Raw genomic sequence first — 16,291 nt, 5'->3', positions numbered from 1 at the left:
GAAGGTATAACGCTTACTGCCTGTTATTTTTATGTCTGTCTTGTCAGGTCCAGCAGAGGCAACCTGAACAGGTGTTACAGTAGAACTCTTTTTATGGATGAAATCGCTGTGATGGATCTCGAGACAAACGAGGTCAGGAACCTCTTGAGAATACGGTGTTTTTAAGGGTGCGATTTCAGTGTAGTTTGCGTTAGCAGAATGATGTCGAAAAAATCAATGTATGAAGAAACTTTCATTTAAGTGGGTAAAGATGCTCTTGGTCTGACATAAAAGAATCGGCAAGGGTGGATCTGATATTTTACGGCCTCTCTAAGAATGGAGTGGGCACTGGGGGAAATTTAAGGGTTATCTTATCGCGATGGTTTTTATAACTATCTGAATTAACAAATATTATTTTGTTTCTCAATCGCGTGGTTTATAAAATCATCATGCGTTATTTATCTGTCTGATTTTTATAAAAAAACATCACAGCCATTATCTGCCTCAATTTAAGGGTTACAATGTCAGGAGTGACTCAAGGGCGAGGCAACAAGGGATGAAGCAAAGCAGTCGAGAGAGGCGCAAAAACGCCGTCAGCTTAGAAGCATGGCAAAGCCGTAGAGATATGGTCAACCATGCAATGGGGAACAGTATTAACTGGTTCATTTTTGTGAATATCAGTTTTGCCTTGATGATATATTTTCGAAATGTACTTTTTGATAATTTTGATCTTTCAATTCATGCGACAACCGGAATCGCTGTAATTATAGATGGTGTCATGCTCGGCATTGTCCTTGCCTCTCTTTCACTTGTATTTGTGACACGAAAGCTTCCTGCAGGCTATATTCTATTAAAACTGACGCTGCTTTTTTCCATAAGCCTGATGTGGAGCTATAGCGGCTATCACTTTTTAGTGTGGTGGTCTCTTTCCTTCGCCTGGCCATTGACCGTTATTCTGATGCTGACAGCACTGTCTGCGCTTTATTATCATTTGCCATCCTTGCTGACTTTCTTGATACCCCTTTGGACTTCGGCGCTGATTTCCAGTATCACCCTGAATCAGGGGATCAGCATTCGGTTCCTGGTTATCTGGCTGATCCTGACGGTCATTCTCATCTATGGGCGCCAGATTCTACTGCGCTGGTTCAATGAAGCCTGGTTTCGGTACCAGCAAAACCAGACGCTGGTGGCTCACCTTGACGTCATCGCTCATCAGGATCCTCTGACGGGCACTGCAAACAGACGCGCGATGGAAAATTATCTTGAGAAAGCGTCTCTTCATGAACAGCCCTATGCGCTGATAATGCTCGATGTCGATTATTTCAAACGGTACAACGATCACTATGGCCATCAGTCCGGAGATCTCTGCTTATCTGCGGTGGCTGAAATGATAAAGGCGTCAGTACGAACGCCAGAGGATTTCATCGCCCGTTATGGCGGAGAAGAGTTTTTGATTGTGCTGCCGGCTGCCGCTATAGATGAGGCTACTCTGGTGGCTGATCGTATCCGCAGCAATATTGCAGAGTCATCATTACCGCACGTGGCCTCTGAGATCAGTAACAGGGTCACCGTCAGTATGGGGATTGCGCAAAACCCAGGCCGTCGACAGCCCGCAGAGGTTATTGCCCGTGCTGATGAGGCACTTTATCAGGCTAAAGAGCAGGGACGAAATCGCTGGGTGATTGATAACAGACTGAACTGAAGCTGAAAAAGTTATTAGAAAATCGGCGGCCTTGAGTGTTTCAGTCAGGGCTGCTGATTTGGTTCTGGAAAGTGTTATGACTGCAGATGCTTCAGTTTGTTGAGGTACCAATCCAGTTTGCCCTTTACCCGGCTTGGCAGCTTGATAACAGCGCACAACAACTGGATGCATCAATCACGAAATACCAGCTGACGTTTGTGGCAAAGGTTTGCCGCCGGTCAGGGCGTTCTGGTCAATTACCCTGTAAGACGGCAAAATCTGGTGGACAACCCAATCAATCGTTATCTGATTAACTCCTCGATGCTGCCAAATTTGAAGCGCGGTGCGGACGGCAGCATGACCCTGTATTTGCAGCATCGTTCACCGGGCAAAGACCTGGAGGCGAACTGGCTTCCTATGCCAGACGGCCCGATCTATGTGGTGATGCGTCTTTATCTGCCTGGACCTCAGGCGCTCAACGGTCAGTGGAAAGTCCTGGCGCTCAGGGCGGAGCCTGTCACTCCCTGACTTCATCCATGATGCTCGGAGTAAGAGGTCATAGTCCATGTTAACGGACCATGACCTTAATCCATCACAGCTTCACTTCCATGACATCCGGCAACTTATATTCCCCGGTCAGTACGCTTTTGCCCGGCCGATAAATACGCATCAGGAAATTCCAGCCATCAGGAATATCAACCCGGTTTTGCTTGTTGCCACAGGCCTGCTCAGAACCAAAATAGGCCGTGAAGGTGCCGTCACTGTTTAAGCGCGTGTTCGAGCGGTTCAGGAAAGAGTTTGCGCTATCAGTAAAACCTTCCTTGTCATACACGGTAATTGACCAGAATGCCTTATTAGGTGGAACCTGGTAGGTCGCCGTATAGCATTTATTAGCGGGCAGGTGTGCATTGTAATTGATATAGGTTGCATCTTTATTGGGGAACAGGCCCCACGCACCCGCGGCAGCATAAGCACGTGTTTTTTCATTCACTTTCCCGCGCGGCCCTTGCCAGTCATCAGGATAACGTTGAAAGCGGGAAAACTGCACTTCGAACGCCTTACGCTGCATATTCAGCTGATTCTGGTCCCAGCCAGGTGATTTGAAAGGTACTGAACTGTGTGCGTTAACTTTAAACTTATCCTGCAATCCATTGACCATTTTGATCTCTGCCTCATCTTTAGGATCAAAGACCTGGATGCGTATTGCGACCATCAGATAGCGGGTGCGTTCAGGGAGTTTGTGCATCCCTGGCGTATAAAACACTTCGGGTGCGTAGTGATCATTATCAAGGATGAGTGCTGAAGCGTAGCGACCATCGGGCATTTTCGGGATGGTCAGCGTCGCGCCCCCGCGCGTATCAACCACCACTCCGCCGTAAAGCGTGTCGTTGTTCATACGCACGATGGTACGATCACCGGCTTTTGGGATGGTCCGGATATAGAAGAACTGATTGATGCCACTGCCATGACCCGCCTGAGCAGCCGCTTTTTGTTGAATGTCGGCGAAGTAGCGGTCGGTTTCTGCGCGGGTGAAGTTTTGCGGTGTTACAGGCTGGGCTGCGGAAACCCCTTTACAAATCAGCACTGACAGCGCAGCGAATAAAGGTCGTTTCATCGTAGGTCTCCGAGACTAATATGGCTTTGCGCTGCGAGTGAAGGACTGAAAATGATTCCGCAGATTTCTGAAGAATAGCCGAATGGCGGCATTGTGCAGGAGGGTATTAGCTGGAATGTTACGGCAGCCTCATGCAGTCAGAGTTGCCAGAGGATCTCATGTAATTTTTAAACCAGCGCCTGTGAGAAATGCAGATTTCGAGAGGTGAGTTTCAATAGGACGGCTCGACCCAGGCTCTTGCCAAATGTTAAGAACTGCTCCCCATTGATCCACACAGACTGTATTTAGCTACTCCCGCTATTGGCACTATCCCGCCATTCCTTTCAATTTTTAAGTACCATCAACCGCCCCGTACCCGGCGGTCAAACCAAACAACTCTCTCGCCCAGTTAAAAACTGCGCCATAATGCCGCTCCAAGAATCGCACCATTCATGCGGCTACGAATGCACCGTGCACCCATTCTGCAACTGATGCACCGCTAAAAATCAGATTTAAAGTTCAATGCACTCACTATTCGGTGGATGGCGCTTACGCCATTCTGTCGGCGCCAGATCAAAGTGCTGTTTGAAGGCGCGAGAGAAGTGCAGTTGGTCATTGTAGCCGACCGAACAGGCGATGACTTTGATGGGTAACGACGCATCCTGCAGCAGGTTCTTCGCCATACTCATGCGCACATTGAGCAAATATTGTTTGGGGCCAATGCTGAATGCCTTCTGAAACAGTCGGCTGAGATAGCTGCGATCAAGACGACAATGGTTGGCAATGTCGCCGATGCTGATCGGATTTTGGTAGTTGCGTTCGATAAAGGTCGTGGCCTGGTCGAGATGCTTGTTGTCGCCATTCGAAGCAACAACATTGCCTTTGCCATGGCTGATTAAAGCATCAAATAACAGGCAGGTTAGTCCAGCCAGTTTAATCGGGCGCGTGGTGTCTTCGGCAATTAATGAGTCGAGGGTTTGTTTTATTTCGCCACTGTCCTGCGGATTTTTTGCGGTCCATAGCGGGTGTTCGCGGCGTAATCCACACAATTCAAAGGTACGTTGGGCAATGAGACCATCCACTTCCAGCCACATATATTCCCATGGTGTTTTTTTATCCGCGATGTAAGTGGTAATTTGATGTGGATAAATTAAAAAAGCTTCGCCCGCCGTGACGTTCCAGCTGCCTTGTTCCGAGGTCAGGCTGCCTTTTCCTTTGACAATATAATGCAGCAAATAATGTTGCCGCACCGCTGGACCAAAACGGTGTGAGGAGGTGCAGGCTTCATGACCGAACTGATAAATATTAAGTCCAAAATGCAGCATGTGTTCCGGCAGTAAGTATTTCTCCATATCGCACCCGTTAACTTGACGTTTTACATGCCTTTGTAGCACACAAGCCAGACGGCAGATGCGGCTTTAAAGCAAAGGGAAAGCATAGTGAGAAGCACATCACACTTTGTTATGTGTCGTTTTTTTCTGCCATAGCGATGTCACATTTATACATATCACTTCCTGCTAAGCGCAATTATGTTTAAGTCACTCAGTCGAGAATGACTTAATAAAGGTGATGAGATGAAAATAACGTTCATTGGAGCGGGAAGCACTGTTTTTGCCAAAAATGTGCTGGGCGATGTATTAGCAACGGGGAGTATCTCTGACACCGAAATTGCACTGTACGATATTGACGCGCAGCGGCTTGATGAATCCTACAAAATGCTGACGAATATTAATGTCAATATTAACGCAGGTCGTGCGCGCATTGAAAGGTATGTCGGTGTGGAACAACGTCGTGCGGCCTTAAATAAGGCGGACTTTGTCATTAATGCCATTCAGGTTGGTGGTTACAAACCGAGCACGTTGATTGATTTTGATATACCTAAGAAGTTTGGTTTACGCCAAACCATTGCTGACACGCTTGGCATCGGCGGACTCTTCCGGGCGCTGCGCACCTTGCCAGTGATGTTTGATGTAGCGCGTGACATGGAACAGGTCTGTCCAAATGCCTGGCTGCTGAATTACACCAATCCGATGGCGTCGTTAACAGGCGCGATGCTGCAACACACTGGCGTGAAAACCGTCGGTCTGTGCCATAGCGTGCAGGTTTGCGCAGAAACGTTACTGAAAAGCGTTGATATGCCAACCGATAACGTGGTGTTTAATATCGCGGGCATCAATCACATGGCGTGGCTGCTGGATATTCGCCGTAACGGCGAGGATTTGTATCCTGAGATTCGCCGTCGTTCGCGTGCGCTCAACACCAGGCACGATGACATGGTGCGCCATGAGATCATGCACCAGTTTGGTTATTACGTCACAGAATCCTCTGAGCATAACGCAGAGTACATGCCGTATTGGATCAAGCGTCATTATCCCGAGTTGATTGGGCGCTTTAACATTCCGCTGGATGAGTATCCCCGTCGATGTGTAGAGCAGATTGACCGCTGGCATATGCAGCGTGAGCAGCTTACCAATAACGAAAACCTGACGCACACGCGCAGCCTTGAGTACGCGTCATACATTATCTAAAGCATGATGCTGGATAAGCCGTACAAAATTGGTGGCAACGTGTTGAATAACAGTCTGATCACCAATTTGCCGCGCGAAGCCTGCGTGGAAGTCCCTTGTCTGGTCGATGCGCAGGGCATTACACCGTGCTACGTCGGCGATTTGCCACCGCAATGCGCCGCGCTCAATCGCACCAATATCAACACGCAGTTACTCACCATTGAAGCCGCCGTGACGCGCAAAAAAGAGCATATCTATCACGCCGCGCTGCTCGATCCGCACACTTCCGCTGAATTGTCGATTGACGACACGGTTCGACTTTGTGACGAACTTATCGCGGCACATGGCGATTGGTTGCCGTCATATAGCTGATTTCCCGTGTGTTTCAGGTAAATTACCCGCGCGAGCTGACAACTGCTTCATGGCTGTCGGTTGCAGCCACGCGCCGCAGGAGAGTGAACAATGAGTGTGTCTCTGAAAACGAAAATCAGCTATGGCATAGGTGCCTTCGGCAAGGATTTTGCGATTGGCATCATTTATATGTACCTGATGTTTTACTACACCGACGTGGCCAGTATTTCGATGGGCATGGTGGCGACCCTGTTTCTGGTCGCACGTTTCCTGGATGCGTTGGCCGATCCCATCATGGGTTGGATTGTCGAGCGCACCCGCACGCGCTGGGGGAAATTCAAACCGTGGATTTTGGTTGGTACCCTGGTCAATTCAGTGATGCTGATCGCGGTGTTTAGTGCACATCACTTTCACGGTACCGAACAGATCCTGTGGATATGGCTGACTTATCTGCTGTGGGGATTCACCTACACCATTATGGATGTGCCGTTCTGGTCGCTGGTGCCGTGCATCACGCTGGATAAACGTGAAAGAGAAGCCCTTATCCCGTGGCCACGATTTTTCGCCAGCTGCGCAGGCTATTTAACCGGCGTGATTGGGCTGCCAGCCATTCGCTGGCTCGGTAATGGCAATCAGGGTGATGGCTTCCTCTTTTTCTCCTACATCATCGTGTTCTTCTTCTTGATCTGCACCCTGGTGACGCTGCTCAATGTGCATGAGCGCTATTCATCCGCTAATGCGGCGGCTCACGATGAGAAGCACAGCCTTGGCGCGGTGCTGCGCATGATTACCCGCAATCGGCCGCTGTTTGTGCTGTTGATTATGGCGCTGGCGTGGAATCTGGCTTACAGCATCATTAATGCGTTTGCCGTTTATTACTTCAAATATGTGTTTGATCGCGAAGATCTATTCCCGTGGTATATGGCGTTTGCAGGGGTAGCCAATCTGGTGACGATTGTGCTGTTCCCGCGTTTAGTACGCATTTTCTCGCGTCGCGTGCTGTGGCTCAGCGCGTCGGTGTTGCCGGTACTGAGCTGTGTGATGCTGGTGGCCATTGCCTTGTGGTCACCACAGAGCGCGGTGTTGATTTCCCTTTCTGGTGTGTTAGTGAACATTGGCAATGCGCTGTTCTGGGTGATGTTGGTGATTATGGTGGCGGATACCGTAGATTACGGCGATTACGCGTTGGGCGTGCGTATTGAAAGCATCGCTTATTCGGTACAAACCATGGTGGTAAAAGCGGGTGCGGCCTTTGCCGGATTGTTTATTGGCGCGATGTTGGGTCTGGTGGGTTATGTTCCTAATGCGGTCCAGACTGCGAGTACGCTGTTCGGCATGCAAGTCATTATGGTGGGAGCGCCGTTGCTGTTCTTTGCCATCACCGTTTTTGTTTATCTGCGCTATTACGCGTTAGACGGGAAGTTACTGGATGAAGTGCAGCATTGGTTGCAGCGCAAATATGGCGTAGAACCCGCCACAACAGCGCAGCCAACAGCAGGCGCTGCGCCAGTGGTACAGGAAGTGCGTAGCTCAACATAACGTAGGTTTAATGAGCATTCACACCCAAATCAATCACCACTTTTCCCACATGTCCGGCAGATTGCAGGTAGCGATAGGCTTCCTGCGTCTTATCCAACGCAAATACACGGTCAATTTCGGGCGCAATCCCAGCCGTTTCAACCGCTCTGACTGCTGCCCTCAGATCCGCGGTCGATCCGGTATTATTCCCGATAATATTCAACATCTTCTGCATAATCGGCAGCACAGGAACGGTTAATTCCGCGCCGCCCACAAAGCCAATCACAAATATCGTGGCGTTATAAGCTGCGGCGGCGATCGATTTTGCAAAGGTTGCCGCGCCCACCGATTCCAGCACCAGATCAGCGCCATGGCCTTGTGTTAAAGCCAGCACGCGTTTATCCCATTCTGGCTCTTCGCGGTAGTTAATCCCTTCATCGGCACCCAACGCTTTCACTCTTGCCAGTTTCTCATTGGAAGAGGAGAGCATAATCACGTGTGCACCTGCCGCTTTCGCGTATTGCAGGGCAAACAGGCTGACGCCGCCGGTGCCGAGCAACAGCACAGTGCTGCCAGGCTGGACTTTACCGCGAGTGATCGCGTTCCATGCCGTCGTGGCGGCGATCGGCAAGGTGGCGGCCTGCTGCCAACTGAGGAAATCGGGGATAGCGACCAAAGAATCGGCTGGAACAACGGCGTATTCTGCCAGCCCGCCATGGTTGGTCACGCCGCGTAACGCGTGATGATGTTCAGCGCGAATCGCTCCGGCATGCCAGCGGTACATCATGCCTGGCACAACGCGTTGGCCAACTTGCCAACCACTAACGCCTGCGCCTGTTTTGACGATCTCTCCCGCGCTGTCTGCGCCGGGAATAATGAGCTTGGCGATATCGCCAAACTGTCCGGTGGCCAGCGCTAAATCAAGATAGTTGAGGCTTACGGCATGCTGGCGGATCAACACTTCACCATAGCCTGGCTGCGGGCAGGGCAGTTCGGTCAGATTCAGGGCGTCGATAGATGGGGCGGTGAGTTGAATGGCTCGCATAGTGATCTCCTGTGTAATAAGTCCATCCAGTGTGGCGTTAAAAAGGCGCTATAATCGTTGCCAAAACCAAATCAACGTTGCACAGGAAGCAATAATGCAGGATGACGATTTTCGCCAACGCGAAGCCTTTCTGGCCGTGGTACGTGCAGGCAGTTTTAGTGCGGGTGCGCGCGCGTTGGGGCGCGATGTTTCAGTGGTTTCACGCCGTATTGCGGCACTGGAAAAACGGCTGGGCATACGCTTGATTGAGCGCACCACGCGACGCATTCGTCCCACGGAAGAGGGGCAACGCTATCGACAAAAAATTGAACTGGCCGATGAGTTGTTGTGCGAAGCCGAGGAAGAAGCGCGTCGGCTGGCCGTGCGGCCAGCAGGCACGATCCGTGTTGCCATGCCCGCCGCTTTTGGCCGCTGCTGGGTCTCTCCCGCGTTACCGGAATTTCTGCAAACCTATCCGGATATTCGCCTGTGGTTAAACTGCAGCGATCACTATGTCGATTTGCTGGGTGATAACTTTGATATGGCGATCCGCATTGGCGTGATGGCCGATAGCCGCCTCATCGCGCGTAAACTGGCTGATACCTGTCGGGTGCTGTGCGTTGCCCCCGATTATCTGGCGCAGCATCCGCCTTTACTCAAACCGCAGGACCTGCGTGAACATGATTGCCTCGGTTTTACACCGATGCACAGCTGGCCAGAGTGGCGGCTGGTGAAGGAGGGACAACAGGTCTCTGTACCCGTGAAAACCCGCTATGAAAGTGATGATATCGATACCCTGAAAGAGGCGGCGAAAGCAGGCCTGGGTGTATTAATGGCCGCGAATTGGCTGGTGCAAAAAGAGTTGGCCGAAGGCTCGTTAGTCACAGTGATGACAGACTGGCAGCCCGCAGGTGAGGATGGCGTGTGGCTGGTGAAACCTTCCAGCCAGTTACAGTCGGCGAAAATTAGCGCGTTAACCGATTGGCTGGTGAAGTGGTTTGCAGTGCCGCGCTGGTAAGCCGAAACGGATGTGGCGGTTGCGGGCGGCGTAAAGGCCGCACCCTAAAAAAGGGGCACTAAGTTTAAAAGCAGGCTGGGGGCGTACCGGGGCTGGCATCCGCAGCGCTGAACGGAGAGAGTCTGCCAGGAGAGCCCGCAGGACGCGGGCGAAAGGTGGCGCTGGAACATGGATGTTCCATCGGCACCGGTCCGTAAGGCAGACGAATGAAGAGAAGGTACCGCGTCAGCGGCGCGAGGACCGCCAGCCCCGGTACGCCCCCAGACGGCGTTATTGCCCGGGCAGCATCCTGCCTCCTGCCGCCTACCCGATCAACCTCTGCAACGACACCGCACTCTGCTCATCATCAGGCACATACACCAGCAAGCGATCGCCGTTGCGTGATGCTGACCACCAGTTATTCTGGCGCAGCGTCATTTCGCCGACTTCTTCACGATAAAAACGTTTCACGCGGTTCTCAACCTGGCCCAATTCATAGCGCTGCCAGGTTTGAGCAAACTCATCTGAGCTATTCAACAGGCGGGCGAGGAAACTCTCCCAGTGCGGATCGCCCAAATGCTCTCCCATCTGCCCGCGGAACATCGCCACCATCTGCGGCATCACCTCATCCCAGTCGTTCAACGCCTTGCGCCAGCCAGGATGATTAAAGGCCAGCCAGATGCAGTTGCGATCCTCCACGGCGATCTCCGCAAGATCGACACCCATCAGTGCACACCATGCTGCGTTGTAGCCGAGAATATCGAAGCGCGGCGTTTCAATAATCGCGGGTAACTGAATGGCATCCAGCATCTGCTGATTGTGCGCCGCAATTTTGCAACAGGCAGCGGCAACGCGCACCGAAGGCAGCGAATGCCCCGCCAGGGAAAACAGATGCTGGGTTTCCACATCATTGCACTGCAACGCGGTGGCAATCGCCGTCAAGGTTTTGGGTGAGGCTTTGATATCACGCCCTTGCTCCAGCCACGTATACCAGGTCACGCCTACGTCGGCTAACTGCGCCACTTCCTCGCGTCGCAAACCCGGTGTGCGGCGCTGGCGCATATGCGGTAAACCGAGGCGATTGGGGTCGAGGCTTTCACGGCGCGTGCGTAAAAAAGTGCCCAACAGTTTGCGGTTATTCTGTTCAGCGGTGACGAACGCAGCAGCGGTGCTCATGAATGGATCTCCAGGCGAGACGGGTAGTATTTATACCATGATAAACAAAGACTGGTACCCGTTTAATTGTTAGGTGATGCTATGCCGTCTGCAACTAAAAACAAGGTTAAATCCGATGCACACATCGCAACTTCAACGCGCGGGACTGGTGGTCCTGCTGGCAGGGCAACTCTTGCCCATGATCGATTTTTCCATTGTTAATGTGGCGTTAGATGCCATGGCGCATACGCTGCGCGCCACCTCCATCGAACTGGCGTTAATTGTCGCAGTGTATGGCATTGCCTTTGCCATCTGCCTGGCGATGGGTGGACGCCTGGGGGACAATTACGGTCGGCGTCGCGTATTCCTGGCAGGAGTATGGATCTTCGGTATTGCATCTTTATTATGCGGCATTGCCAACAGCGTCGGACTGTTAATGTTTGCCCGCGCACTGCAGGGTGTGGGTGCTGCATTTATCGTGCCACAAATACTCGCCACCATGCATGTCACCATGAAGGGCAGGGAGCACGCGCGCGCCATCGGTCTCTATGGCGGCATTGGTGGACTGGCCTTTATTATCGGGCAAGTACTTGGCGGATTTCTCATCAAAGCGGATATTGGCGGTTACGGCTGGCGCAGCGTCTTCCTGATTAACTTGCCGATTTGCCTGTTTGTGCTGATCACCGCCCGTCGCTTTGTACCCGAAACGCATAACAACCAGCGCGTGCAGGTGGATGTCAGTGGCACCTTGCTGCTGGCGGGGGCGATAGGCTGCCTGATGTTGGCGCTGGCGCTCGGTCCGCTGCTGCACTGGTCCTGGCCGTGCATTCTGCTATTAGTGCTGTTCCCGGTGCTGCTACACCGTTTGCGTCAGAGTTCGTTGCGTCTTGAAGCCAGTGGTGGTGCGCCCCTGTTGCCACCTTCACTGCTGCGTCTGCCGAGTGTGCGCTTCGGTTTAACCCTGGCGGTGCTGTTCTTCTCCTGCTGGAGCGGCTTTATGTTTGCGGTGGCGCTGACGCTGCAATCAGGCATCGGCCTGAGCGCGTTCCAGTCCGGTAACGCCTTTATCGCTTTGGGGGCGGCCTATTTTATCGGTTCAATGCGTTCAACGCGTATCGTCGAGCGTTTTGGCAAACGCGCCACGCTGCTGACAGGTTGCGGCATTCAGATGATTGGCCTGTTGGCGCTGATCGCCACTTTCCAGCTTGCCTGGCCGAATGTTGGCGTGTTCACGCTGATCCCAGCCACCATCCTGATTGGCTTTGGTCAGTCATTTATCGTCAGCACTTTCTATCGTATTGGCATGAGTGGCGTACCACATCATCAAGCCGGCGCGGGGAGTGCCGTGCTATCCACGGTGCAGCAGTCGGCACTGGGGTTAGGCCCGATGTTGCTGGGTGGCGTGTTCACGCAAATTAATCTGCACGGTAACCATCTGGCGGCCATCTCGGGCACCTTGGGTGTCGAGCTATTAATGATGGTCTTGCTGGTGGTTGTCACCGGCTTCAACCGTCGGACTTTCCAGCCTGTCACAGCAGAAGGGTAATTCTTCTGGTGAGATTTAAGCAGGAGCATTTCAGCTTATTGTAAGGTAAGCGAAAATCCGTAAGTCGCGCTGAATTTACCTTTGGCTCAGTGGTCTTTTTTCCGGAACATATCGCCGCAACTAACGGGCTGAACCGCGTGTTCAGCCCGTTTTTATGTGGTGCGGAAGACAGGCGTTTGAATCAGGCACAGGAAAAACGGCAGGCTCATAGCAGATGAAAAAGATGTTAACCGGGTTACTTTTCATGGTAACCACCACTGCCTTTGGTGCAGATGATTTCACCCTCAAAGACATACACTTTGATGGCTTACAGCGCGTTGCACCGGGTGCGGCGATGCTGAGTATGCCGGTGCGTGTGGGCGATCGCGTCAGTGATGATGATATTCGCAGCACCATCCGCGCACTGTTCGCCACCGGCAACTTTGAAGACGTTCAGGTCCTGCGCGACGGCGATGTCCTGCTGATCAAAGTGCGAGAGCGTCCGGCGATTGCCAGCATTTCGTTCTCGGGCAATAAAGCCATCAAAGATGACCAGTTGAAGCAAAATCTGGACGCTTCAGGCGTGCGCGTGGGTGAAGCGCTGGACCGCACGACATTATCGGATATCGAAAAAGGACTGGAAGATTTCTACTACAGCGTCGGTAAATACACCGCGAGCGTAAAAGCGGTGGTGACGCCATTGCCACGTAACCGTGTCGATCTGAAGTTCATCTTTACCGAAGGCGTCTCCGCTAAAATTCAACAGATCAATATCGTTGGCAATCATGCGTTCTCATCCGATGAACTGATCTCACATTTTCAGCTGCGCGATGATGTGCCGTGGTGGAATTTGGTCGCCGACCAAAAATACCAGAAACAGAAACTGGCGGGCGATTTAGAAACGCTGCGCAGTTATTATCTCGATCGCGGCTATGCCCGCTTTAATCTTGATTCGACGCAGGTGAGTTTAACGCCAGATAAAAAAAGTATTTATCTGACGGTGAATATTCATGAAGGCGATGTTTATCATATCTCCGACGTTATTTTAACTGGTGATATGGCTGGCCATTCAGCGGAAATTGAGAAGCTTGCGCATTTACCGGCCGGTTCATTATATAGCGGTGCCAAAATTACTGAGAACGAAGGGGCGATTAAAACCCTGCTTGGACGTTACGGTTATGCCTTCCCGCAGGTGAGCACCCAGCCGGAAATTAACGATGCCGATAAAACGGTGAAGCTGCATCTCAACGTGGATGCGGGACGTCGCTTCTATGTGCGCCAGGTGAAGTTCTCCGGTAATGACACCTCGAAAGACTCCGTGCTGCGCCGTGAAATGCGCCAGATGGAAGGGGCGTGGCTGGCGAGCGATCAGGTGGATCAGGGTAAGGCGCGACTCAATCGTACAGGCTATTTTGAGTCGGTGGATGTAGATACCCAACGTGTGCCGGGCAGTCCGGATCAGGTTGATGTGGTGTACAAAGTGAAGGAGCGTAACACCGGCACCTTCAACGTCGGGCTGGGTTACGGCACCGACAGCGGCATCAGTTATCAGCTTGGCGTCAGCCAGGATAACTGGATGGGCACCGGTAACACGGTCGGCTTCAGCGGCACCAAAAACGATTACCAGACCTATGTGGAGATTTCCGCCACTGACCCGTATTTCACCGTGGATGGCGTCAGCCTCGGCGGCAAGCTGTTCTATAACGACTACAGCGCGGAAGATAACGACCTGTCTGAATACAAGCTGAAAAGTCTGGGTGCCAGCAGTACTTTAAGCTTCCCGATCAGTGAAAACAGCAACCTCAGCACCGGGCTGGATTACAGTTATAACCGCGTCAGCAACATGGCACCGCAGGTGGCGATGTGGCGTTATCTCGGCTCGCAGGGCATCCATCCAAAAGTGATTGAAACGGATGACGATGATGACGATGACTACTCAACCAGCAGTGATAAATTCACCGCCAACGACTTCTTCTGGAATGTAGGTTGGGGCTATAACTCACTGGACCGTGGTTTCTTCCCGACATCAGGTGTGAGTGCTGGGTTTAACACTAAAGTCACGATCCCGGGCTCCACCAACAGCTATTACAAAACGACGCTGAATGCCAACGCCTATGTGCCGATCAGCAAAGACCATCGTTGGGTGTTAATGGGCCGCGCCAAGGCAGGTTATGCTGACGGTTTTGGCGGGAAAGAGGTGCCGTTTTACGACAACTTCTATGCGGGTGGCTCCAGCTCAGTGCGTGGCTTCTCGTCCAACACCATTGGTCCTAAAGCAGCGTACTACAGCTGCACTGGCAGCGAGAGCAGTTACGGCGGTTGTGCAGTAAACAAATCGGACGATGCGGTAGGCGGCAACGCCATGGCGGTGTTAAGTACCGAACTGATTGTACCGACACCATTTGTTAGCGATCGTTACGCCGATTCGTTACGCACCTCGTTCTTCGTTGACGCCGGTACAGTATGGGATACCAAATGGCAAAATACCGCCGCAACGGAAGCCGCAGGCGTGCCGGATTATGGTGATGCCACGAATATTCGTGTATCCAGCGGTCTGGCATTGCAATGGCAATCGCCACTTGGGCCTTTAGTATTCTCTTACGCCTTACCGCTGAAGAAATATGATGGCGATAAGTCGGAACAGTTCCAGTTTAATATCGGTAAGACTTGGTGATTTTTATTATTTTGTTAACGTGCGAAGTAAGTTTTACGCTTTCTTTAAACCGCAATGACAGAATAAAATAGCCGGATCGGTAAAATAGTCAGGGTACGGTGCTTAAGGAATGAGTGCCTGCCACCATCGTTGTTATGCATCAAATTAAATATCTTTTTCGCCACCCAATTGGGTGGCTTTTTTATTTTTAAAATGGCTTTCAGGCAATCTCAGGTAACCGCAAGCCGGTTTCCGCATCAAACAGATGCATCTTTTCAGCTCTCAATCCAATGCGAATCTGATCGCCACTCACCGCCGCATGGCGTCCGGCGATTTGCATATGCAGCGCATGTCCGTGCCATTCCAGATGCAGCAGCGTTGATTCTCCTGTGATCTCAACCACTTTAACCATGGCCAGCGCACTGGTTTCGGCCTCAATCAAATCGTGCGGACGTACACCCAGAGTGACGTGGGCACCCTCGCGTTCACGTCCCGCCGCTTGCCAACGCGCAGGTAGCGGTTGCCACAAGTCCTGGCACTGCACGCCGGGCACGCCATCGCGCGTAATCAATTGAGCCGGTAACAGGTTCATCGGCGGGGAACCGATAAAGCGGGCGACAAAGGTATCTGCCGGACGATCGTAAATCGCCAGGGGCGCACCCTGTTGCACAATACGACCCTCGCGCATCACCACAATCTGATCCGCCAACGTCATCGCCTCCACCTGATCGTGGGTAACATACACCATGGTGGTTTTGAAACGCTGGTGCAGGGATTTGATCTCCGCACGCAGCTCCATGCGCAACTGCGCATCAAGGTTAGAGAGCGGTTCATCGAACAGGAACACCTGCGGATTGCGCACCATTGCACGGCCCATGGCAACACGCTGCCGCTGACCGCCGGACAGGGCGCGAGGATAGCGCTGCAGCAGCTTATCAATGCCAAGAATCCCGGCGATGCGCTCGATTTTACTCTGCTGCTCTTCGCGCTTCACTTTCTTGACCTGCATATGGAAGGCGAGGTTTTCCGCCACGGTAAGATGCGGATAGAGCGCATAGCTCTGAAACACCATGGCGATATCGCGGTCGGCAGGATCGCGATCGTTAATCTGGACTTTATCCATCAGGATCGCGCCATCCGACAGGCTCTCAAGCCCTGCCAGCAGGCGTAACAGGGTGGATTTACCACAGCCGGACGGGCCGACCAGCACGGTGAAACTGCCGTCGGGAATAGTGAGGTCGAGCGGATGCAGAACCGATTGTTTTCCGTAGCGCTTGGCCACTTTTACGAGTTCAACACTGGCCATG

General features: G+C 52.2%; 11 protein-coding genes and 1 pseudogene. 7 read left to right on the top strand and 5 right to left on the bottom strand.

Features of this window, described 5'->3' with window-relative positions:
- The first annotated feature begins 535 nt into the window (after positions 1-535).
- Together ACPUC8_RS15375 and ACPUC8_RS15370 are read left to right on the top strand one after the other, a co-directional pair.
- Complete coding sequence (locus tag ACPUC8_RS15375) at positions 536-1,681, top strand: GGDEF domain-containing protein (RefSeq protein ID WP_494926726.1); 1,146 nt, start codon at positions 536-538, stop codon at positions 1,679-1,681.
- 195 nt (positions 1,682-1,876) lie between these two features.
- Positions 1,877-2,188, top strand: coding sequence for a DUF1214 domain-containing protein (locus ACPUC8_RS15370; protein ID WP_494926725.1), 312 nt, complete (start codon positions 1,877-1,879; stop codon positions 2,186-2,188).
- Between the two features lie 64 nt (positions 2,189-2,252).
- On the opposite strand, the gene ACPUC8_RS15365 is transcribed toward ACPUC8_RS15370, so the two are convergent.
- Entirely contained in the window at positions 2,253-3,275 is a 1,023-nt protein-coding gene (locus tag ACPUC8_RS15365; protein WP_494926724.1) for a DUF1254 domain-containing protein, read from the bottom strand.
- A gap of 491 nt (positions 3,276-3,766) precedes the next feature.
- Entirely contained in the window at positions 3,767-4,606 is an 840-nt protein-coding gene (locus tag ACPUC8_RS15360) for an AraC family transcriptional regulator (RefSeq protein WP_494926723.1), read from the bottom strand.
- Between the two features lie 222 nt (positions 4,607-4,828).
- Between ACPUC8_RS15360 and ACPUC8_RS15355 the strand changes: the two are divergent.
- Both ACPUC8_RS15355 and melB read left to right on the top strand, forming a co-directional pair.
- Positions 4,829-6,133, top strand: a pseudogene (locus ACPUC8_RS15355) (alpha-glucosidase/alpha-galactosidase).
- Between the two features lie 90 nt (positions 6,134-6,223).
- Positions 6,224-7,651, top strand: a complete 1,428-nt coding sequence (gene melB, locus ACPUC8_RS15350; RefSeq protein WP_494926722.1) for a melibiose:sodium transporter MelB — start codon at positions 6,224-6,226, stop codon at positions 7,649-7,651.
- A gap of 7 nt (positions 7,652-7,658) precedes the next feature.
- Here the strand turns inward: melB and ACPUC8_RS15345 are convergent, their stop codons facing one another.
- Positions 7,659-8,675 (bottom strand): zinc-dependent alcohol dehydrogenase family protein, encoded by a 1,017-nt coding sequence (locus ACPUC8_RS15345; protein WP_494926721.1) that lies wholly within the window; start codon positions 8,673-8,675, stop codon positions 7,659-7,661.
- A 94-nt stretch (positions 8,676-8,769) separates the two neighbouring features.
- On the opposite strand from ACPUC8_RS15345, the gene ACPUC8_RS15340 reads away from it, so the two are divergent.
- Positions 8,770-9,672: a LysR family transcriptional regulator gene (locus ACPUC8_RS15340; protein ID WP_494926720.1), complete on the top strand. Its 903-nt coding sequence runs from the start codon at positions 8,770-8,772 to the stop codon at positions 9,670-9,672.
- 303 nt (positions 9,673-9,975) lie between these two features.
- On the opposite strand, the gene ACPUC8_RS15335 is transcribed toward ACPUC8_RS15340, so the two are convergent.
- Positions 9,976-10,827 (bottom strand): helix-turn-helix transcriptional regulator, encoded by an 852-nt coding sequence (locus tag ACPUC8_RS15335; RefSeq protein WP_058972571.1) that lies wholly within the window; start codon positions 10,825-10,827, stop codon positions 9,976-9,978.
- Between the two features lie 115 nt (positions 10,828-10,942).
- Here ACPUC8_RS15335 and ACPUC8_RS15330 point away from each other — a divergent pair, with 115 nt between their 5' ends.
- Both ACPUC8_RS15330 and bamA read left to right on the top strand, forming a co-directional pair.
- Complete coding sequence (locus ACPUC8_RS15330; protein ID WP_039332618.1) at positions 10,943-12,352, top strand: MFS transporter; 1,410 nt, start codon at positions 10,943-10,945, stop codon at positions 12,350-12,352.
- Between the two features lie 214 nt (positions 12,353-12,566).
- Positions 12,567-15,005 carry an outer membrane protein assembly factor BamA gene (gene bamA / locus ACPUC8_RS15325; RefSeq protein WP_494926719.1) on the top strand — a complete coding sequence of 813 codons (2,439 nt, stop codon included), beginning with the start codon at positions 12,567-12,569 and terminating at the stop codon, positions 15,003-15,005.
- Between the two features lie 199 nt (positions 15,006-15,204).
- Here the strand turns inward: bamA and ACPUC8_RS15320 are convergent, their stop codons facing one another.
- Complete coding sequence (locus tag ACPUC8_RS15320) at positions 15,205-16,290, bottom strand: ABC transporter ATP-binding protein (protein WP_494926718.1); 1,086 nt, start codon at positions 16,288-16,290, stop codon at positions 15,205-15,207.
- Position 16,291 lies beyond the last annotated feature (1 nt).

Source organism: Pantoea sp. CFCC18177 (assembly GCF_059412425.1).
The sequence above is the reverse complement of the archived record's forward strand: the minus strand, read 5'-3'. Positions and strand labels throughout refer to the sequence as shown.

Bases quoted from the DNA above. Each gene is read 5' to 3' on its own strand.
- ACPUC8_RS15375 (WP_494926726.1), top strand. From the start codon at position 536: ATGAAGCAAAGCAGTCGAGAGAGGCGCAAAAACGCCGTCAGCTTAGAA.
- ACPUC8_RS15365 (WP_494926724.1), bottom strand. From the start codon at position 3,275: ATGAAACGACCTTTATTCGCTGCGCTGTCAGTGCTGATTTGTAAAGGG.
- ACPUC8_RS15360 (WP_494926723.1), bottom strand. From the start codon at position 4,606: ATGGAGAAATACTTACTGCCGGAACACATGCTGCATTTTGGACTTAAT.
- melB (WP_494926722.1), top strand. From the start codon at position 6,224: ATGAGTGTGTCTCTGAAAACGAAAATCAGCTATGGCATAGGTGCCTTC.
- ACPUC8_RS15345 (WP_494926721.1), bottom strand. From the start codon at position 8,675: ATGCGAGCCATTCAACTCACCGCCCCATCTATCGACGCCCTGAATCTG.
- ACPUC8_RS15340 (WP_494926720.1), top strand. From the start codon at position 8,770: ATGCAGGATGACGATTTTCGCCAACGCGAAGCCTTTCTGGCCGTGGTA.
- ACPUC8_RS15335 (WP_058972571.1), bottom strand. From the start codon at position 10,827: ATGAGCACCGCTGCTGCGTTCGTCACCGCTGAACAGAATAACCGCAAA.
- ACPUC8_RS15330 (WP_039332618.1), top strand. From the start codon at position 10,943: ATGCACACATCGCAACTTCAACGCGCGGGACTGGTGGTCCTGCTGGCA.
- bamA (WP_494926719.1), top strand. From the start codon at position 12,567: ATGAAAAAGATGTTAACCGGGTTACTTTTCATGGTAACCACCACTGCC.
- ACPUC8_RS15320 (WP_494926718.1), bottom strand. From the start codon at position 16,290: ATGGCCAGTGTTGAACTCGTAAAAGTGGCCAAGCGCTACGGAAAACAA.